The sequence below is a fragment of the Accumulibacter sp. genome (assembly GCF_023806635.1).
Classification (GTDB): Bacteria; Pseudomonadota; Gammaproteobacteria; order Burkholderiales; family Rhodocyclaceae; genus Accumulibacter.
Genome location: NZ_JAMTDQ010000109.1, coordinates 1 through 18,600 on the forward strand (window position 1 = coordinate 1; position 18,600 = coordinate 18,600).

At 66.8% G+C, this 18,600-nt stretch carries 16 protein-coding genes and 1 pseudogene; 8 read left to right on the forward strand and 9 right to left on the reverse strand.

Annotated features, from left to right (window positions below):
• Nucleotides 1-276 precede the first annotated feature (276 nt).
• The 4 genes and pseudogenes from NFW30_RS18645 to cysB all read right to left on the reverse strand — a co-directional run bounded on the left by NFW30_RS18645 (nt 277) and on the right by cysB (nt 3,198).
• Nucleotides 277-768 (reverse strand): hypothetical protein, encoded by a 492-nt coding sequence (locus NFW30_RS18645; RefSeq protein WP_295349464.1) that lies wholly within the window; start codon nt 766-768, stop codon nt 277-279.
• A 73-nt stretch (nt 769-841) separates the two neighbouring features.
• Complete coding sequence (locus NFW30_RS18650) at nt 842-1,873, reverse strand: hypothetical protein (RefSeq protein ID WP_295349466.1); 1,032 nt, start codon at nt 1,871-1,873, stop codon at nt 842-844.
• Nucleotides 1,874-1,889: 16 nt separating this feature from the next.
• Nucleotides 1,890-2,085, reverse strand: a pseudogene (locus NFW30_RS18655) (hypothetical protein); the annotation flags it as partial.
• Nucleotides 2,086-2,250: 165 nt separating this feature from the next.
• Entirely contained in the window at nt 2,251-3,198 is a 948-nt protein-coding gene (cysB, locus tag NFW30_RS18660; protein ID WP_295349468.1) for an HTH-type transcriptional regulator CysB, read from the reverse strand.
• Between the two features lie 105 nt (nt 3,199-3,303).
• Between cysB and NFW30_RS18665 the strand changes: the two genes are divergently transcribed.
• From NFW30_RS18665 to rlmB, 8 genes are all read left to right on the forward strand, one after another.
• Nucleotides 3,304-4,080: a sulfite exporter TauE/SafE family protein gene (locus NFW30_RS18665; protein ID WP_295349559.1), complete on the forward strand. Its 777-nt coding sequence runs from the start codon at nt 3,304-3,306 to the stop codon at nt 4,078-4,080.
• Between the two features lie 58 nt (nt 4,081-4,138).
• On the forward strand, nt 4,139-5,842 hold the full coding sequence (locus NFW30_RS18670; RefSeq protein WP_295349470.1) for a nitrite/sulfite reductase: 1,704 nt from the start codon (nt 4,139-4,141) through the stop codon (nt 5,840-5,842).
• Nucleotides 5,835-6,356: a DUF934 domain-containing protein gene (locus NFW30_RS18675; protein ID WP_295349472.1), complete on the forward strand. Its 522-nt coding sequence runs from the start codon at nt 5,835-5,837 to the stop codon at nt 6,354-6,356. Before NFW30_RS18670 ends, NFW30_RS18675 begins: the two co-directional genes overlap by 8 nt.
• Nucleotides 6,353-7,078 (forward strand): phosphoadenylyl-sulfate reductase, encoded by a 726-nt coding sequence (locus tag NFW30_RS18680; RefSeq protein WP_295349473.1) that lies wholly within the window; start codon nt 6,353-6,355, stop codon nt 7,076-7,078. Before NFW30_RS18675 ends, NFW30_RS18680 begins: the two co-directional genes overlap by 4 nt.
• Before the next feature lie 27 nt (nt 7,079-7,105).
• Nucleotides 7,106-8,026 carry a sulfate adenylyltransferase subunit CysD gene (gene cysD / locus NFW30_RS18685; RefSeq protein WP_295349475.1) on the forward strand — a complete coding sequence of 307 codons (921 nt, stop codon included), beginning with the start codon at nt 7,106-7,108 and terminating at the stop codon, nt 8,024-8,026.
• On the forward strand, nt 8,026-9,339 hold the full coding sequence (locus tag NFW30_RS18690; RefSeq protein ID WP_295372467.1) for a GTP-binding protein: 1,314 nt from the start codon (nt 8,026-8,028) through the stop codon (nt 9,337-9,339). Before cysD ends, NFW30_RS18690 begins: the two co-directional genes overlap by 1 nt.
• A 125-nt stretch (nt 9,340-9,464) precedes the next feature.
• The gene (locus tag NFW30_RS18695) at nt 9,465-10,541 is read left to right on the forward strand and encodes a carboxysome shell carbonic anhydrase domain-containg protein (RefSeq protein ID WP_295349479.1); all 1,077 of its coding nucleotides are present in this window, start codon (nt 9,465-9,467) and stop codon (nt 10,539-10,541) included.
• Between the two features lie 71 nt (nt 10,542-10,612).
• Complete coding sequence (rlmB, locus tag NFW30_RS18700; protein WP_295349481.1) at nt 10,613-11,377, forward strand: 23S rRNA (guanosine(2251)-2'-O)-methyltransferase RlmB; 765 nt, start codon at nt 10,613-10,615, stop codon at nt 11,375-11,377.
• A gap of 45 nt (nt 11,378-11,422) precedes the next feature.
• On the opposite strand, the gene NFW30_RS18705 is transcribed toward rlmB, so the two are convergent.
• From NFW30_RS18705 to NFW30_RS18725, 5 genes are all read right to left on the reverse strand, one after another.
• Complete coding sequence (locus NFW30_RS18705) at nt 11,423-13,690, reverse strand: polysaccharide biosynthesis tyrosine autokinase (protein ID WP_295349483.1); 2,268 nt, start codon at nt 13,688-13,690, stop codon at nt 11,423-11,425.
• Between the two features lie 128 nt (nt 13,691-13,818).
• Nucleotides 13,819-15,024 carry a polysaccharide biosynthesis/export family protein gene (locus NFW30_RS18710; protein WP_295349485.1) on the reverse strand — a complete coding sequence of 402 codons (1,206 nt, stop codon included), beginning with the start codon at nt 15,022-15,024 and terminating at the stop codon, nt 13,819-13,821.
• A gap of 295 nt (nt 15,025-15,319) precedes the next feature.
• Nucleotides 15,320-15,760, reverse strand: coding sequence for a low molecular weight protein-tyrosine-phosphatase (locus tag NFW30_RS18715; RefSeq protein ID WP_295349487.1), 441 nt, complete (start codon nt 15,758-15,760; stop codon nt 15,320-15,322).
• A gap of 5 nt (nt 15,761-15,765) precedes the next feature.
• On the reverse strand, nt 15,766-17,301 hold the full coding sequence (locus NFW30_RS18720; protein ID WP_295372471.1) for an MraY family glycosyltransferase: 1,536 nt from the start codon (nt 17,299-17,301) through the stop codon (nt 15,766-15,768).
• 150 nt (nt 17,302-17,451) lie between these two features.
• Complete coding sequence (locus NFW30_RS18725; RefSeq protein ID WP_295349561.1) at nt 17,452-18,249, reverse strand: NF038130 family PEP-CTERM protein; 798 nt, start codon at nt 18,247-18,249, stop codon at nt 17,452-17,454.
• Nucleotides 18,250-18,600 lie beyond the last annotated feature (351 nt).

Sequence of the window (18,600 nt, forward strand, 5' to 3'; positions counted from 1 at the left end):
TTTTGGCTATGACAGAAACCTCATCCTGTTTGGTTCCGGCTTCGCCGGCTTAGGGTATACCAACCGGGCAGGCTCGACACGCGCCATCGCGACCTGCGGGTGCCCCATCCGCGTGCGAGCACCGAATTTCCGACCGACCGCTCCCTGTGCCTCGAGGACGGTCGTCGGTCGCAGTGGACGTTGCTCTCCCGCGGTTGCCCGAGCTCGATCCGGACGACGTCGAATCGCTCCCTGCCGTGCCAATCGGCGGCAAGCGCAAACACCGCGCCCGCCCGCCTAGCGCGTTCCGAGACGGCCGGCGTTGTCCTCGACCTGACGCAGCACCGGCCGCATCCCCTGCTCGACGACTTCGGCAGCGCGGCCCCAGAGCTGGTACCAGCACAGCGCGCTGGCGAGCAGTGCCTCGCCGAAAGCGGCCTGGCGGGCGCTGAAGTCTTCGCCGCTGCGGCTGCCGGCGAGCGCGGCAACGCTGCCGGCGAGGGCGATCGCCTTCTCGCCGGCTTCGGCGACGAAGTCCTGCGCCTCGCTCTGCGCCGCCGACGCCATCGCCACCGCCGCTTCCAGCGGCACCGCCACCTTCTCGCGCGTCATGACGCCCATCTCCTGCCAGTCGTGCCGCTGCCGCAGCGTGGCGCCGCGCAGCAGTTGCTGGCTGCGCTCGCCGACGACTTCCATCGAGCCGACCAGCAGCCGGCTGCTCTGACGGCCGACGCGGATCCACTGCAGGACCGGCGCCAGCAACTGATCACGAACTTCTTCCCGATTCATCGCTGTTTTCTCCTTCGTTGGTGGTGCTGCATGGTCGACACCCGCGGCCCGCCTTCACGCCGGGACCGGTGTCTCACAGGTAACGGGCGGCATCGGCGAGTTTCATCGTCGGCGCCGGCGCCATCTGCTGGCGCCCGACGCGGCCGACGACGACGGCGCGACAGGCCTCGGTCGCGCCGCTGAGGCGGGCGAGATGGACGTCGAGCTCGACGACCGGTTCGCCGTTCTCACGTTCGACGACGATGTTCATCGGGTTCAGGCGCAGGTGCCGCCGTTCGACGCGCAGATAGCGCTGTGGATTCTCCAGCACTTCGACCAGGCTGTCGAGTTCCATTTCCAGGGCCGACTCGTTGCCGCCGATCGCCGCCAGCTGCCTTTCGTTCTCCAGCAGTTCGGCCTCGAGCTGCGCCTGCTCGCCGCGGGCAGCCGGCGCCGAGCTGCCGAAGAGCGAGCCGAGTCCCGGCCCCTGCTGCCGCAACAGGCGCAGGCGGGCGCGCAGCAGCGAGCGGTTCGATTCGAGCTCCTGCCGCTCGACACGCTCCTCGCCGATCTCGGCCAGCGCCTGCGCCAGCAGGAACTCGAAGGCCTGCGCGCCGACGACGCGGCGCAGGCGCGCCTCGTCGCGACCGCAGAGGTGGGCGCGGTGATCGGAAAAGCTGACGCTGGTCTGCGCGACATCGCGCTGCACCATGTCGCCCTGCAGCGCCATGCCGAAGACGCGCTGCTCGTTGAAGCTCATGCCGAGGACGACGTACGCCTCGTCGAGGTCGATGTACTTGTCGAAGAGCGTGCGCAGGTTGTCCGATCGCGCGAGGACGGCGGTGATGTCGGTCGGGGCGACGAAATAGGCGCGCAGATCCGGCTCGGCAGACCAGCCTTCGACCGACAGCGGCCGCGCCGCCGGCATCTCGCCGAGCAGCGCACGCAGGAACTCGATCGCCTTCCCTGCCGCCGGCGCCAGCCGCTTGTGGCAACCGGGAAGGACGACCAGTCGGGGATTGGTGAGGGTGATCGCCTTGTCGACGGCGCTGCGGATCAGTTCCTCGGAAACGCGATCGGCGTCGAACTGCGCCGGCCGGTTCTTGAACCAGTCGAGAATTCCCATCTTCGGCCCTCCTCCGTCAGCAGCTTGTGGCGGCGCATCTTAACAGTGCCCCGGCCTGCGGCCAAGCCGTTGCGGCGGGGGCGGCGACGCGCTGGCCGAACAGGCGGGCGGTATCGAGGTCGCCCGGCAGAATTTTCGTCCGGGCTGCTGTCGGACGGCGAATGCGCCATGGCGCCGCTGGGCGAGCCGACGAAATTGACCTCGTTGCGGCGGCGACCGCCGGCGGCTGAGGAACCAGGATCGGCTCTGCGACCCGGTTTCCCGCGCCGGACAGCCCGTTGCGCGCACGCTACGCCGACCACACGGTCGGCAGCCGGGCCGACCGATCCGGCTGCCCGGCAGCCAGACGGTGGCCAGGGAAGGCAGCACCAGCCGCCTCACAGCTGGTACTCCTCGTCGGGCCGCGCGCCGGCGAGCGCCATGTCGACCGCCCGGCGTGTCAGTTGCGGGGCGAACAGCTCGATGAAGTCGTAGGCGTAGCGCCGCACGTGGGTGCCGCGGCGCAGTCCGATGCGGGTCGTGTTCGATCCGAACAGGTGCTCCGCCGGCAGCGCCTGCAAGCCACCGTCGCGCAGCGGGTCGTAGGCCATGCGGGCGATGATGCCGAGGCCAAGACCGAGGCTGACGTAGGTCTTGATGACGTCGGCGTCGATCGCCGTGAGCACGACGTTCGGCTCGATCTGCGCCAGTTCGAAGGCCTTGTTGATCCGCGAGCGACCGGCGAAGGCCGAGTCGTAGGTGATCAACGGCCAGCGCGCGAGCGCCGCGAGCGAGAGCGTCCCCTCGCCGAGGATCGGATGGCCATCGGGCGCGATGACGCAATGAACCCACTGGTAACAGGGCAGCATCACCAGTTGTGGATACTGGTCGAGGGCTTCGGTGGCGATGGCGATGTCGGCCTCTCCCTGCAGCGCCCATTCGGCGATCTGCGCCGGGTGCCCCTGGTGCAGTGACAGCCGCACCTGCGGATGGCGGTCGACGAACCTCTTGACCACCGCCGGCAGGGCATAGCGCGCCTGCGTATGGGTTGTGGCGATGACCAGGCTGCCCGAATCGCCGCCGGCATGCTCTTCGCTGACGCGCCGGATGTTCTCGGCGTCGCGCAGCATGCGCCGGGCGATGTCGAGGATTGCCCGGCCCGGCTCGGTGATCGCCGTCAGCCGCTTGCCGCCGCGTTCGAAGATGCTCACCCCGAGTTCGTCCTCGAGCAGCCGGATTTGTTTCGAGATCCCCGGCTGCGAGGTGTAGAGCGCCTCGGCGGCTTCGGATACGTTGAGGCCGCGACGCTCGACTTCGACGATGTAACGCAGTTGCTGCAGTTTCATGGCTCGACTGAATCCGTTTGGTTATAACAATCTAACTGAACATTCCTTTCCGATCAAACGCAAGGCTGCTACGATGCGCGCTCCTTGAACCTGCTGCGGCGCACCATGGAGTGGATGTACACCTTGTCGGGCTTTGTCGTCGGCGCCATCGTCGGGCTGACCGGCGTTGGCGGCGGCTCGCTGATGACGCCACTGCTGGTGCTGCTGTTCGGCGTGCACCCGGCCACGGCGGTCGGCACCGACCTGCTCTACGCCGCCGTCACCAAGGCCGGGGGTACTGTCGTCCATGCCCGCAAGGGGCATGTCGACTGGCAGGTCACCCGCCTGCTGGCGATTGGCAGCCTCCCGGCGGCCGCGCTGACGATCTGGGCTCTGTCGTACCTGCCGCGGCAGAGTGCGGCGACATCGCAGCTGATCTCGGTATCGCTCGGGGTCGCCCTGCTGCTGACGGCAGCGGCGATCATCTTCCGCCAGCAACTGCAGCACCAGGCGCTGGCGCACGCCGACGATGCCGCGCACACGCAGTTCCGGGCGCCGGTGACGATCGCCTGCGGTGTGCTGCTGGGCGTCCTGGTGACGGTCTCTTCGGTCGGCGCCGGCGCCCTCGGCGCCGCCATCCTGTTCTACCTCTACCCGCGGCTGCCGGCGATCCGCATCGTCGGCAGCGACGTCGCGCACGCCGTACCGCTGACGCTGGTCGCCGGCCTCGGTCACTGGCTGATCGGTAGCGTCGACTGGTCACTCCTCGGCAGCCTGCTGCTTGGATCGCTGCCGGGGATCTGGCTCGGCAGCCATGCGTCGGCGCGGGTTCCGGACCGCATCCTGCGGCCGATCCTCGCCGGCATGCTGCTGCTGATCGGCGGCAAGTTGATCGCCCATTAGGCGCGGCCGGACGAGCACCCCCACCAGCTTCCACAGACACAGACGCGAGGAACGCGCGATGTATCGCTACGACCGGATTGACCAACAGATCATCGACGAGCGCGTGGCGCAGTATCGAGACCAGATCGGGCGTCACCTCGCCGGCGACCTGTCGACCGACGAGCTGCGCCCGCTGCGCCTGCAGAACGGCCTCTACATCCAGCGGCATGGGCCGATGCTGCGCATTGCCATCCCGTACGGCATGCTCTCGGCGACGCAGCTGCGCAAGCTGGCCGAGATCTCGCAGCGTTACGACCGCGGCGTCGGCCACTTCACGACGCGCCAGAACATGCAGCTCAACTGGCCGCAACTCGAGCAGACGCCAGCGATCCTCGGCGAACTGGCGAGTGTCGAGATGCACGCCGTGCAGACCTCGGGCAACTGCATCCGCAACATCACGACCGACCAGTTTGCCGGCGTCGCGCCGGACGAACTGACCGATCCGCGCCCCTACTGCGAACTGCTGCGACAGTGGTCGACCTTCCACCCCGAGTTCGCCTTCCTGCCGCGCAAGTTCAAGATCGCCGTCAACGCGGCGGCGACCGACCGGGCGGTCATCCGCGCGCACGACATCGGCCTGGAACTGTTGCGCGACGAGCGCGGCGAGATCGGCGTGCGCGTCTTCGTCGGCGGCGGCCTCGGCCGGACGCCGATCCTCGGGCAGGTGATCCGCGAGTTCCTGCCGCGGCGGCACCTGCTCTCCTACCTCGAGGCGATCCTGCGTGTGTACAATCGCTACGGGCGTCGCGACAACATGTACAAGGCGCGCATCAAGATTCTCGTCCAGGCCCTCGGCATCGACGGGTTCCGGCGCCAGGTCGAGGCCGAGTGGGCGCATCTGCAGGACGGACCGACGACGGTGCCGGACGAGGAGTTCGCGCGCATCGCGGCGCATTTCCCGCCGCCGGCCTGGGAGACGCTGCCGGCCGTGGACGAGTTGCATGCCGCGCGCGTCGCCGGTGACCTCGCCTTCGCCAACTGGGTGCGGCGCTGCGTGCATCCGCACCGGACTCCCGGATACGCCGCCGTCACCCTGTCGCTGAAGGCGCCGGGGGCTGCTCCGGGTGACATCAGCGACACGCAGATGCTGGTCGTCGCCGACCTCGCCGAGCGCTTCAGCTTCGGTGAGCTGCGCGTGACGCACGAGCAGAACGTCGTCCTGGCCGACGTACGGCAGCGCGACCTGCACGAAGTCTGGCAGATCGCCCGCCGCCACCGCCTGGCGACCGCCAACATCGGCCTGCTGACCGACATCATCTGCTGCCCCGGCGGTGACCTCTGCGCGCTCGCCAACGCGCGCTCGGTGCCGATCGCCGATGCGGTCAACGAGAAGTTTGACGATCTCGACTACCTCTACGACATCGGTGACATCTCACTGAACATCTCCGGCTGCATGAACTCCTGCGGCCACCATCACGTCGCCAACATCGGCATCCTGGGCGTCGACAAGAACGACGAGGAGTGGTACCAGATCACCATCGGCGGCCAGCAGGGCAATTCGGCGACGATCGGCAAGGTGATCGGCCCGTCGTTCCATGCGCACGAGGTGCCGCTGGTGATCGAGGCGCTGATCACCGTCCATCTCGAACAGCGGCTGCCGGGCGAGCGTTTCATCGACACGCTGCAGCGGATCGGCGTCGAGCCGTTCAAGGCCCGCGCCTACGCCGGCCGCGACCGGCGGCGCGGCGCCAGGCAGGAAAACCGGGAGATGGTCAATGCCTAGAATCATCAGGAAGCGGGAGATCGTCGACGACCCCTGGCAGGTCCTCAGCCTCGCGGCCGGCGAGAGCGCCGCGACGGTTCCGCTGCCCGCGGGACCGGTGCTGCTGCCGCTGGCCGTCTGGCTGGCGCGGCGCGATGAAGTGCTGCGCCGCGACGGGCCGCCCGGCGTCTGGCTCGACAGCGACGAGGGACCCGAGGCGCTGGCCGAGGATTGCGCGCGCTTCGCCGTCATCGGCATCAACTTTCCCAAGTTCACCGATGGCCGCGGCTACTCGAGCGCCCGCCTGCTGCGCGAGCGCTACCACTACACGGGAGAGATCAGGGCGATCGGCGACGTGCTGCACGATCAGCTCTTCCTCATGCGGCGATGCGGCATCGACGCCTACGCGGTGCGCGCCGACAAGGACATCGAGCAGGCGCTCGCCGGGCTGCGGGCATTCAGCGAAAGCTACCAGGCGGCGACCGACCAGCCGCTGCCGCTGTTTCGCCGCCGTCGCGCGGAGCACTCGGCATGAGCGGCGAACGGGCCGTGGATGAGGCGGCGCTGCACGAGTCCGTCACCCGGCGCAGCGCCGCTGCGCGGGAACTGCTGCGGGCGATCGCCGCCGACTTTTCGCCGGCGGTGTTCGCCAGCAGCCTCGGTGCCGAGGACATGGTGCTCACCGACCTGATCGTCCGCGAGAGCCTGCCGATCGGCATCTTCTCGCTCGATACCGGCCGCCTGCCGGCGGAAACCCATGCGCTGATGGCGACGGTTCGCCACCATTACGGCCTGACGTTGCGCCTCTACTACCCGCGGCACGATCTGCTCGAGGCATGGACGAGCGAGCACGGCATCAACGCCTTCTACGAATCGGTCGAACTGCGCAAGGCTTGCTGCCAGTTGCGCAAGGTCGAGCCTCTCCAGCGTGCGCTCGCCGGACAGCGGGCCTGGATCACCGGCATGCGGGCGCAGCAGGCGAGCACGCGCGACGGCCTGCCGCTGCGCAGCGTCGACACCGCAAACGGCGGGCTGGAGAAGTTCAATCCTCTCGCCGAATGGAGCGAACGGGAAGTCTGGGCGTACCTCAGGCAGCACGGCGTGCCGTACAACGCGCTGCACGACCGCTTCTACCCGAGCATCGGCTGCGCGCCGTGCACGCGCGCGGTTGCCGCCGGCGAGGACGTCCGCGCCGGCCGCTGGTGGTGGGAGAATCCGGAGTCGAAGGAGTGCGGCCTGCACCCCGGGCGCCCGTGAAACAGCAACGAACGGATCACGAATGAGATGAGTACTGCAAAGCTCGCCAGGGTCACCCTCTCGCATCTCGACTGGCTCGAGTCGGAGGCCATCCACATCATGCGCGAGGTTGCCGGCCAGTGCAGCAACCCGGTGCTGCTCTTCTCCGGCGGCAAGGATTCGATCTGCATGCTGCGCGTCGCCGAGAAGGCCTTTCGCCCGGGTCGTTTTCCCTTTCCGCTGCTGCACATCGATACCGGCCACAACTATCGCGAGGTCACCGACTTCCGCGATCGACGCGCGGCGGAACTCGGCGAACGACTGATCGTTCGTTCGGTCGAGGATTCGATGGCGCGCGGCACCGTCGTCCTCAAGTCGGCCGACGAACCGCGCAACAAGCACCAGTCGGTCACCCTGCTCGAGGCGATCGAGGAGTTCGGCTTCGACGCCTGCATCGGCGGCGCCCGCCGCGACGAGGAGAAAGCACGGGCGAAGGAACGCATCTTCTCTTTCCGCGACGAGTTCGGCCAGTGGGATCCGAAGAACCAGCGTCCGGAACTCTGGGATCTGTACAACGCGCGCAGCTTCAAGGGAGAGAACATCCGCGTCTTCCCGATCTCGAACTGGACCGAGATCGACGTCTGGCAGTACATCGAGCGCGAGAAGCTGGCGTTGCCGGCGATCTACTTCGCCCACCGGCGACCGCTCGTTCGTCGCGGCGGCGGCCTCCTGCCGGTGACCGAAGTGACGCCGGCACGCCCCGGCGAGGCGGTCGAGACGCTGCAGGTCCGCTTTCGCACCGTCGGCGACATCACCTGTACGGCGCCGGTCGAATCCGCCGCCACGGACGTCGCCAGCATCATCGCCGAAACGGCGGTGACGACGATCACCGAGCGCGGCGCGACGCGACTCGACGATCAGACCTCGGAAGCGTCGATGGAGCAACGCAAGAAGGAAGGTTATTTCTGATGTCAGCGATCGAGAGACTCCCCGCCGAAGACATTCCCGACAACGGCCTGTTGCGCTTCCTGACCTGCGGCAGCGTCGACGACGGCAAGAGCACGCTGATCGGCCGCCTGCTCTACGACAGCAAGACGATCCTCGCCGATACCCTGCACGCCATCCAGCGCAGTTCAGCCCGGCGTGGGCTCGACATCGTCGACCTGTCGCTGCTGACCGACGGCCTGCAGGCGGAGCGCGAACAGGGAATCACCATCGACGTCGCCTACCGCTACTTCACCACCGGCACGCGCAAATACATCATCGCCGACGCGCCGGGCCACGAGCAGTACACGCGCAACATGGTGACCGCGGCCTCCACCGCTGACCTGGCGATCATCCTCATCGACGCACGCAAGGGCGTGCTGACGCAGACCCGCCGCCACTCCTACGTCGCCCATCTGCTCGGCATCCCGCACATCGTCGTCGCGGTGAACAAGATGGATCTGGTCGATTATGCGCAGGAGACCTTCGACCGCATCCACGACGGGTATCTCGAGTTCGCCAGCCGGCTCGGCATCACCGACGTGCGCTTCATCCCGCTGTCGGCGCTGCACGGCGACATGATCGTCGAGCGCGGCGATCGCCTGCGATGGTACGAAGGCCCGACGCTGTTCGAGATGCTCGAGGCTGCGCCGGCGATCCACAGCGAGCACGTCGAGAAGTTCCGCTTTCCGGTGCAGTACGTCTGTCGCCCGCAGGACTCGGCGAACCCCGAGCTGCACGACTATCGCGGCTTCATGGGCCGCGTCGAGTCCGGCGAACTGCACATCGGCGATCGCGTGACGGTCCTGCCCTCGCGTCTCGAGAGCCGCGTCCGTGACATCCAGGTGCTCGGCGAGTCGCTGCCGCGCGCGGTTGCCGAACAGTCGGTCAGCATCCTGCTCGACGACGAGATCGACATCTCGCGCGGCGACATGATCGTCCGCAGCGACGAACTGCCTCAGGTGAGCCGGAACATCGACGCGATGCTCTGCTGGCTGTCGGAGTCGCCGCTCGACCCCCGCCGCAAGTACCTGCTGCGCCATACGACGCGCGACAGCAAGGCGATGCTCGCCGCCATCGCCTTCCGCGTCGACATCAACGGCATGCAGCAGCAGCCCGCCGAGCGACTCGTGATGAACGACATCGCCCGCGTCAGCTTCCGGCTGGCGCAGCCGATCTTCGCCGACCCGTACGCCGAAAGCCGCGGCACCGGCGCCTTCATCATCATCGACGAGTCGACGAACAACACCGTCGCCGCCGGCATGATCCTGGGCATCGCGAGCGGCGACAGCGGATGACCCGGCCGCGCGTTTGACCGCGAGGCCGGCCGCGTGGATACTGTCGCCGAGGCCACCCGCATCCGGCGGCAGCCAGCGGCCGGCCGCTGACGGGCCAGGCCTTCAGGCAGGAGGATCCGTTTGCCATGGACATTCACGGCAAGCCCATCGAGGAACGCATCGAGTGGCTGTTCGGTCTCGCCGACCGCCACAGCGCGATCTTTCGCAGTCCGGAAGCGTGGCTGGCGCGTGAGCGTTACCTCGCCGAGCATCCGACAGCGATCGCCGTCCTCAAGTGCATGGACGGGCGGATCAACATCCCCGTCGCGACCAATACGCCGGTCGGCCTGCTGATGCCCTTCCGCAACCTCGGCGGCATCTTCGACCTCGGCTGGCCGCACCTCGGCGAGGTCCTGGCGCACCATGTCCAGCGCGTCGTCAGCGCCGGCCGCAACGTCGTCTTCCTCGTCACCTACCATTACTCGCAGGGCGATCCACGCCGCGGCTGCGCCGGCTTCCAGTACGACACCGAGGCAGCGATCGCCCATACCTACGAAATCAGGCGCCAGGTCGAGCACATCTTCGGCACCGATCACAGCACCGTCTATCCGCTCGTCTGCGGCTTCGAGACCGACGAGGATGCGCTGGTGATCCACGGCACGGCAGGCGACCGGCTCGATCTCGCGACGCTGACCTCGACCGACCGGGCGACGCTCGAACTCCGCCTCGCCGCGCTGTTGCCCGACATGCCGGCGCGCATGCGCGCCGACCTGCTGCCGCTGCTGCACGGCAATCTCGAACACATCGAGAACGTGCGCGCCCAGATCCGCCGCAACGAACGACTGCTCGACATCGAGCACCGCGAGTGGATGATCTGCCTCGGGCGCGGCTTCGACTTCCTGCACACCCCGAACGTCGCACTGATCATCGGCCCCTACAGTCCGAATCTCGACGTGCCGATCCGCAAGGCGGCCGGGATCATCGAGGCCAACATGCAGGCCGGCCGCATTCCCGACGACGGTTTCCTGCTCCTTGCCTCGGTGCCCTACGACGAACTCGGCGTCGATCGCGCACGCGCCGAGCTGAAATCACGCTTCCTGTCGAACTTTGCCGCGCATGTCATCCGCGCCGAGTTTCCGCGCCTCGGCGAGCAGATGAGCATCCGCACGGCCGTTCTCGACTGGCGCTCGCGGGCTCTCGAAAGGGTCGGAAGCGGTGACTGAACGCGGGCGGCCACCAGCTTTCCCTCGCGGACGAATCGCCCGCCACGCCCCTCCTCCTGCAGACCACGCCCATGCCCTCCGCCACACGCCTGATCTTCGGTTTCCATTCGGTCCTCGCCAAACTGCGCCATGACGCGGGCGCAGTCCGCGAGATCCATGTCGACGCGGCGCGCCATGATGCCCGCTTGCGCGATCTGCGGACGCACGCCGAGTTCGCCGGGATTCGCCTGCTGCCGGTGGCCACAGCGCGGATCGAGGCGATGGCGCCCGGCGCCCGCCATCAGGGAGTCATCGCCATCGTCGATGCGACGCAGCGCCGTCTGACCCTCGACGATGTCCTCGACACCCTCGACGAACCCGCTTTCCTCCTCGTCCTCGACGGCGTCCAGGATCCGCACAATCTCGGCGCGTGCCTGCGCGTTGCCGATGCCGCCGGTGCGCACGCGGTGATCGCGCCGAAGGACCGTGCCGTCGGGCTGACACAGACGGCGGTGAAAGTCGCCAGTGGCGCGGCCGAAACGGTACCCTACATCACCGTCACCAACCTCGCCCGCAGCCTGCGCGAAATCAGGGAACGCGGCATCTGGGTCGTCGGCACCGATGCCGAGGCGCCGCAGGACCTGTACGGCGCCATCTGGCCGATCGCCTGCGCCTGGGTGCTCGGTGCCGAGGGGGAAGGCTTGCGCCGCCTCACCCGAGCGACCTGTGATCAACTGGTGAGCATCCCGATGCTCGGCTCGGTCGCCAGCCTGAACGTCTCGGTCGCCACAGGCGTCTGCCTTTTCGAGGCGAGGCGACGCATCGGCGGTCCGAAAACGGCGGATCGCAGCGGCTAGCGCGGCGGCTGCCGGGGTTCTCCCGTCACGGCAGCGGGACGGACTCTACGTCCTGTAGGAGTAGCGGTAGACGTAGCCCTTGTAGCCATAGCGATAGCTCTGGCGGCTGACGTTCAGGTCGTTGAAGACGAACCCCTTCACCTGCACGCCGGCCTGGTTGAGCCTCTTGACCGCTTGCTCGAGCTCGCGGATCGGGTGCTTGCCGGCACGCGCGATCATCAGCGTCGCACCGACGTGGCGGCCGATGATCGCCGCGTCGGAGACGGCGAGGACCGGGGGCGCATCGACGATTACCGTGTCGAACCTCGCCGCCAGTTCGCCGAGCAGCACTTCGAAGCGCGGGTGCATCAGCAGCTCGGACGGGTTCGGCGGGATCTGTCCGGTGGTGACGACGGTCAGCCCACTGACGGCGGTGCTCTTGAGGACGTCGTCGAGCGCAGCCTGACCAGCGACGTACTCGGAGATGCCGACTGCGCGCTCGATACCGAACTCCTTGTGCAGGTGCCCGCGACGCAGGTCGGCATCGACGATCACGACGCGTTTGTCCACCTGCGCCAGGACAGCGCCGAGGTTCTTCGATATGAAGCTCTTGCCGAGTCCCGGGCTGGGGCCGGTAATCAACAGCGAGTTGCCCTGCGCATCGAGCAAGGCAAAATGCAGAGTCGTCCGCAACCCGCGCAGGCTCTCGACCGCGTCTTCCTGCGGATGGGCCACCGCCAGCAGCTCACCGCCACCGCCCGCCTGTGCCCTGCGATGCAGGTCGACCTCGAGCTTGCTGTGCGGCACCGTGGCGTAGACCGGCAGACCGAGTTGCGACTCGATCACCTCCGGATCCTCGACCACCACGCGCAGCGAGCGCAGCACCCAGATGACGACGAGGCTCGCCAGAACCCCCAGCAACAGGGCGATGCCGAGGATGGCGACGGGCTTGGCGCCGACCGGCTCACGCCCCACCGCCGCCGTGTCGATGACGCGCACGTCGCCAACCGTGCCGGCCTTCGACACGCGCAACTGTTGTGCGGTGTTCAGCAACTCGGTATACAACCGGTTCGAAACCTCGACATCGCGTGCCAGGCGCAGCACGGTCTGTTGCGTGTCGGGGAGGCGCGAGACGTCCGCGTCGAACTGCTTGCGGCGCTCGTTGAGGCGCGCCAGCTTGCTGTCGACGGCCTGGATGCGCGGATGCTCCGGCGTGAAGTGCTGCCGCAGTTCGTCCCGCTCCTGCTTCAGCAGCACGGCGGCGTTCTCGACCTCGACCAGAGATTTCAGGATGCCCTGCGTCTCGAGGCTCAGGTCGAGCGAGCCGCGACTCTGGCGATAGCTGTTGTACGCACCTTCAGCGCTGTCGACCTGGGTCTTCAGCGCCGGCAACTGCGTGTCGAGGAACTTCAGCGTCTTCTCAGCCTCCGCCGACCGCCGTTCGACGTTCTGGCGGACATAGGTGTTCATGATGTCGTCGAGGATGAGAACGATCTCGTCGGCCTGCTTGCCGACCAGGCTCAGTTCCAGCACGCCGGTCTTCTTGCCGCGCTCCTTGACCGAATAGAACTTGCGCAGGTTCTCGATGGCCGTCTCCGGCGAGAGCCGCGCGAGGCTGAAGCGCGTTCCCGGCCGTGCCTCGAGCTGGGCAATGAAGATCGAGTAGCCCTTGTCGGTGGCGCGCGTTCCGGCCTTGCCCGCGAGCACCAGCCGATCGTCCTTGTCGAAGATCTCGAAGGTGCCGCCGGCGCCGGCAATCAGTTCGTGCTCTTCGTCGAGCGCGTGCAGCGGAACTTCGAGCGAGTCCACCTGGATGCGCTCGCCGCCCCAGGCATAGCTCGACAGGCCGAGCCAAGGCGAATTCGGCTGCTCGCCCTCATAGCGACGGGCGATCGCCCTGCCGATCAGAGGAAAGGTCCGCGGTCTGGAAATGATGTCCAGCCGCAGTTTCGATACGACGCGGCCGAGAACCATCCGCGAACTAAGGATCTCCACCTCTGCCGGCGCGGTCGTGGTGTCACCGAGAAGGGGCTCGAGCGCCTTGAGGACGCCGCCGGCTCCCTTCTTCTCCTCGATCTGCAGCAGGCCATCGGCACGATAGGTCGGACTGGCGACCAGCACCCAGGCCAGGCCGATGATCAGCGCGAACAGGCAGGTCGCCGCAATCAGCCAGCGATAGTCCATCAGGGCGGCAATGATCTCGCCGAGTGCCAGACCTTCCTCGTCCTCGCTCACCGGCGACTGCTGCGTGACGTACTGCTGCTGCGGCACGCTGGCGCTCGTTCCGGCAAATGGGCCGGCACTGTGGGAGGGTTTCAGTTGATCGTTATCCATGTGTTGTCCGAGTGGTCTCTAGCCTGTTTCCAGACCGGCTGGCATCAGGCAGCGAGCAGCCGCTGCGCGTGCAAGCGAAGCGCCTGCGACGACGCTCCCGGCCAGCCATTTTCCGCCGCTGCGCCAGCTCAATTGTTGGGCGACTGCCTTGACCCGAAGAGGGGCCATTGCGTCTGGCTTGTCAGGTTGAGCATCGTCGCCGTCGGCAGGATGTTGGCGATCACGCGCTGCCAGCGGACGACCGGAGCTGCGTCGACGTAGATGATGTCACGCGGTCGCAACGGGAAACGGTCGGCCAGCAGCATCGCGTCGGGCAGTCGCGCGTCGAGGTGGAACAGCTCCGGGGAATCCTTGCTGTTGCCGCGCATGACGTAGATCCAGCGCGGATCGGCCGTGTTCTGGTTGATGTAGCCGGCATCGCCGAGCGCCTCCGCCAGCGTCGAGCGCTTCTTGTTCATGACCCACGAACCGGGCTTGGCGATCTCGCCGAGAACGAAGATCTTGTTGTAGCTGCGGTCAGAGACGTTGACGATGTCGCCGTGTTCGAGCAGCGGGTTGCTCTCGGTACGTCCATAGTCGTACATCGCCTGGACATCGACCAGGTAGGTCATCCCGCGCCGGGTGAGCAGCACGCGGCTGAAGTCGGCCTCCGGCGTGAAGCCGCCGGCACGGTTGACCGCATCGAGAACGGTCATCGGCACGTCGTTGACCGGCTGGATTCCCGGCTTCGCCACCTCGCCGACGACATAGACCTGCTGGCTGCGGAACGCCACCATCCGCACGTCGAGTTGCACGCGCTCGATGAACTTGGCGAGCCGCGTCGACAGGATTTCGCGCAGTTCGCTGGTCGTCCGGCCGGCCGCCTTGACCACACCGATATACGGATAGAAGATCGTGCCATCCTCGGCGATCACCGTGCCGGCCTGTTCTGCCGTCCGGAAGCTGCCGGCGGGGATCGTCAGCTCGGGATGATCCCAGACGATGATCGAGATGATGTCTCCCGGCCCCAGGCGATAGTTGGGGACTGGTGAAGGGTCCTGGCCACGGGAGCGCGGATTGGTTGCCGTTGCCGCCTGCGCCGAACTGGTTCCGTCACCGACTGGCGGCAACGCCGACTTGAAGAGATCGATGATCAACTCGGCCGTGATCGGCCGGATGCGCACGTTCGCCGGCTGCAGCTGGTCCCCCTGCTGCACCGGCAGCCTGACGTCGGACTCCTCGCGGTTGGCGTAACTCTGGTTGCCAGGAATGATGGTGCACCCTGCCAGCGTGCCCAACGCGAGGCACAGCACTACGCTTCTCCCCGCTGGCAGCCGATGTCGCAAAAGATTCATGCCAAAATCCTCATCTCGTAGCCTCTTCATCCGGTCGGTACGTCCCGGCCAGGGCGAGCCGTGCAGTGTAACTTCCAGTGGCGCGTCGCGCAAAGCCAGTGCTGGAGCTTGCCGGCAGGTGAATTGCCACGCAGCATCTTCCGGTCGATCGCCGTGTCTCTCCGAAACGCGGCCAGTGTCCACTGGTCTTCTCTGGCCAGGGACCGGCGACGGGGAGAGACTAACGCCTGGAATGGCACCGTCCGGTGCTAAATCTCACGCCACGGCGAGAAAAACCGGCAGATCGGTCAGTTCTTCAGCCCAGCTTGCTGACCCAGGGATCCAGTGCCTCGTCGATCAGTTGCAGCGCCTCGGCATGCGCCTCTTCGCCGCGCCTGTAAGGGTCGGGGATTTCCCTGCTCGTCCAGTGCCCGATGAGGAAGGTCTTGCCACGAGCCGTCGGGTCCATGGCCACCACCGCGTCCCGGTGGTGCTTCTCCATGACCAGCACCAATTCCGCCCAGCGCAGGCGCTCACGAGTCAGCTGACTGGCACGGTGACCGCTGAGGTCGACTCCACGCGCGCTCATCAGCTCGCGTGTGGCCTCCTCCGCCGGATGATTGACGAGCGCGCCGATACCGGCCGAGCGTGCCTCGATGCGGCGCCCGGAGCTGGCCGCCCGCTGCCGCAGCAGGTACTCTGCCGCCGGGCTGCGGCAGATGTTGCCGGTACACACGGTGAGGATACGGCTGAACATGAGGACTACCTGCAGGGGGGTGGCAGGCTGATTTCGAAGCCACCGTGGTCACTGCGCACGCTGTGCCGTCCGCGCTCGATCGAATAGATCAACGTGCTCTGCGGCTGGCGACGCTCGCGCTCGCCGATCCGCCGACCGCCTGCCGCCGCGGTGTCGGATGCCGACTGCAACCCGCTCTGCTCCGCACGCGCGAGGAGCAGGCGGATGTCGAGTCCATGCCCCCTGGCCAGGCGCCTGCGCAGCCGCAGCACGTCTCGCCGGACAGCGCCAATCAGGTGTTCGTCCCCGATATTCGGAACATGGACCATGCAATACACCTTGCGCTCCTGCGCGCTCTTCCTGTCGGTCTCGAAGACGCTCAACTGGTAGTCGTAGCGGCCACTGAGCCCCTGCGCAATCAGGTCAAGCAGCTGCGGGCACGTTTCGCGGCGCACGTATCCGACGAAGATGCCGCGCACCTGCGCCGATGGCAGACCGAGGCGTCGGTTCAGCCACTGCAACCAGGGCACCAGCCGCCACGGCCGCGCGACGAGCACGAAATACACGGCAAAAATACCCAGAAAAAGCCCGAAAGCCAAGTACTCCGGAACCCGGAGCAACAGGCAGGTGACACCGATCAGCGCAAAGACGAACTGCATCAGTACCGCCACGGCGACGACATCGCAGACACGAAAACCCGCCCGGACCAGGAGGTGATGCAGATGGTGGCGGTCGGCCCGGAAAGGCGACTTGCCAAGCCAGATCCGCCGCAGCATGACGCCAACCGTATCCATCAGCGGCAACGCGAACAACCACAGGGCAGTGACCGGAGTCATTGCCGCCGCATCGCCACCCTGCGACAGCGCGATCAGCAGCCAGGCAAAGACGAAACCGAGCAGCATGCTGCCGTTGTCGCCAAGGAACACCCGCGCGCGGACATTCCCGGGATAGCGGAGGTTGAAGAACAGGAAGCCCACGATACCACCCATCAACGCCACCGCCAGCAGCAGGTAGGCCGGGTTGTCGGCGCCGTGCGCGACGACGGCAATGAACGCCAAGCTGACCAGACTCACCGAACCCGAGAGCCCGTCGATGCCATCGATCATGTTGACCGCGTTGATCAGGCCGATCGTCGCGAAGACGGTGATCGGCACGGCAAGCCAACCGAGATCCACGGCAACGCCCGGCAGGAGTTCCCCGAGCGAAGCCAGCTCCACCCCGCCGACGAAGACCATCGCCAGAGCAACGGCCGCCTGCACGACGAACCTCGGCTTGAAGCCCAGGTGCCAGATGTCATCGGCCAGCCCGGTCACGAACATGGATGCGGATCCCGCCAGCAAGGCGACCGAGGTGGATCCGCCGGGAAGACGATCGCCGAGGGTGAAAGCCACCACGACCACGCTGATGAGGCCGAAGCCGCCGACGAACGGCGTGCTCACCGCATGCTGCTTGTGCCCGCCGGGGCGGTCCATCGCCCCGAGGCGGCCGGCCAGCACGATGCTGAAACGAATGACCACCCCCGAGAAGAGGGCACAGAGGCCAAAAAGTGCAGCGTATTCCAAGGCCACCTCCGCGGTGAGCAGTTCCAGGCTTCAGTCCTTGCCCCTTGGCCGACGGTCCCACTCCCGAGTCCCATCGCGCGCAGAGCCCTTACGGGCTCTGCAGGCACCCCCCACAGGCGCTTGCGCGCCGAGAAGCTCTCGCGAAGCGCCTCAGGCGCGGCGACGGCGGCCGATGAACAGGCCGACCAAGCCAAGGCCCAGCAGCGCCAGCGACTCCGGCTCGGGTATTTTCACCTCATAGGTGCCCGAATAGGACAGAGTCTCCTGGACCGCCTGATTCGGCGGCGTCGGCCCTGCATAGACACCGGACCTCTCCGCATAGAAGCCGAACAGGTAGTCCTGCACACCGGCGAGATTCACATGGACCACCTCGCTCACCTGCAGCCCGCTCGGCAGCTGAGTCCCCGGTGGCAGTTGGGAACCGAAAACGGCCTGGAGGAACGGCGTCGCGTTGTAGATTCCGGCCAGACCGATGTACACGCCATGGCCGTCGCGCATCTCGACATAATCGATGTTGGGATCGCTGACGTACATCCACGGTGCCAGACCACCGAGGCCGGCATTGGGCGAAAGGAAGGCGTTTACCGCGTCAGTCAGATCCGTGGGCGACAGGTTGATTCCAGCCTCCTTCGCAGCGCCCTGAATATAGCGCTCGGTCAGCGCGGTCGGCTGCAGCTGCCCGGTCGTCCAGTCAGCGGCGACGAGGCTCCGCAGGGTCACGGGCTTTCCGGCGAAGTCGCCAGACAGTGTGGTTACACCGCCTCTGCCGTACTTGCCCAGTTCGACGTTGCCGCCCCCGACCTGCAGGGCGTCAGCAATGTTCGCATCCGAACAACTGCCGGCAGAGAGCTGCGGCGAACCCAGCCACGTCTGGCATAGCCCGTTGTTCAAACTCACATTGCCCAACGACAGCGCCGCCGACGCGCCGGTCGACGCTGCCAGAGCCATGACGGCCAAGGCTATTTTGGTCCTGCTACAAGTTACACTCATCGTTTCACTCCTTCACTGCGGTCACCAGCCCCCTGCTCGGAAAACCGGTGGATGAGGGTTTAATTGGGCTTCACAAGTCTTGGCTTCAAGGGGCTGTACCGTTCCACCCCCGCCCCTCAGCAAAACCTGGTTTTGATGTAGCAATATTCGTGCCCAAAAAAAACTTCTTTTTGCAGCAGAGTGTTACAAATGTCACGCTGCTTTCGGACCGATCGGCTGTAAGAAATTCCGACAGTTCGCCCCCCCCCCAGCAACCCGATGCTTGCCTCCGGTCCGGCAACGAGTCGACGTCGGCGCCCCACCGAATGG

What these genes read in the sequence shown, in the direction of transcription:
- cysD (WP_295349475.1), top strand. Translation starts at nt 7,106, where the DNA reads ATGAGTACTGCAAAGCTCGCCAGGGTCACCCTCTCGCATCTCGACTGG.
- NFW30_RS18680 (WP_295349473.1), top strand. Translation starts at nt 6,353, where the DNA reads ATGAGCGGCGAACGGGCCGTGGATGAGGCGGCGCTGCACGAGTCCGTC.
- NFW30_RS18650 (WP_295349466.1), bottom strand. Translation starts at nt 1,873, where the DNA reads ATGGGAATTCTCGACTGGTTCAAGAACCGGCCGGCGCAGTTCGACGCC.
- NFW30_RS18695 (WP_295349479.1), top strand. Translation starts at nt 9,465, where the DNA reads ATGGACATTCACGGCAAGCCCATCGAGGAACGCATCGAGTGGCTGTTC.
- NFW30_RS18690 (WP_295372467.1), top strand. Translation starts at nt 8,026, where the DNA reads ATGTCAGCGATCGAGAGACTCCCCGCCGAAGACATTCCCGACAACGGC.
- NFW30_RS18670 (WP_295349470.1), top strand. Translation starts at nt 4,139, where the DNA reads ATGTATCGCTACGACCGGATTGACCAACAGATCATCGACGAGCGCGTG.
- NFW30_RS18705 (WP_295349483.1), bottom strand. Translation starts at nt 13,690, where the DNA reads ATGGATAACGATCAACTGAAACCCTCCCACAGTGCCGGCCCATTTGCC.
- NFW30_RS18665 (WP_295349559.1), top strand. Translation starts at nt 3,304, where the DNA reads ATGGAGTGGATGTACACCTTGTCGGGCTTTGTCGTCGGCGCCATCGTC.
- rlmB (WP_295349481.1), top strand. Translation starts at nt 10,613, where the DNA reads ATGCCCTCCGCCACACGCCTGATCTTCGGTTTCCATTCGGTCCTCGCC.
- NFW30_RS18715 (WP_295349487.1), bottom strand. Translation starts at nt 15,760, where the DNA reads ATGTTCAGCCGTATCCTCACCGTGTGTACCGGCAACATCTGCCGCAGC.
- NFW30_RS18725 (WP_295349561.1), bottom strand. Translation starts at nt 18,249, where the DNA reads ATGGCTCTGGCAGCGTCGACCGGCGCGTCGGCGGCGCTGTCGTTGGGC.
- NFW30_RS18710 (WP_295349485.1), bottom strand. Translation starts at nt 15,024, where the DNA reads ATGAATCTTTTGCGACATCGGCTGCCAGCGGGGAGAAGCGTAGTGCTG.
- NFW30_RS18645 (WP_295349464.1), bottom strand. Translation starts at nt 768, where the DNA reads ATGAATCGGGAAGAAGTTCGTGATCAGTTGCTGGCGCCGGTCCTGCAG.
- cysB (WP_295349468.1), bottom strand. Translation starts at nt 3,198, where the DNA reads ATGAAACTGCAGCAACTGCGTTACATCGTCGAAGTCGAGCGTCGCGGC.
- NFW30_RS18675 (WP_295349472.1), top strand. Translation starts at nt 5,835, where the DNA reads ATGCCTAGAATCATCAGGAAGCGGGAGATCGTCGACGACCCCTGGCAG.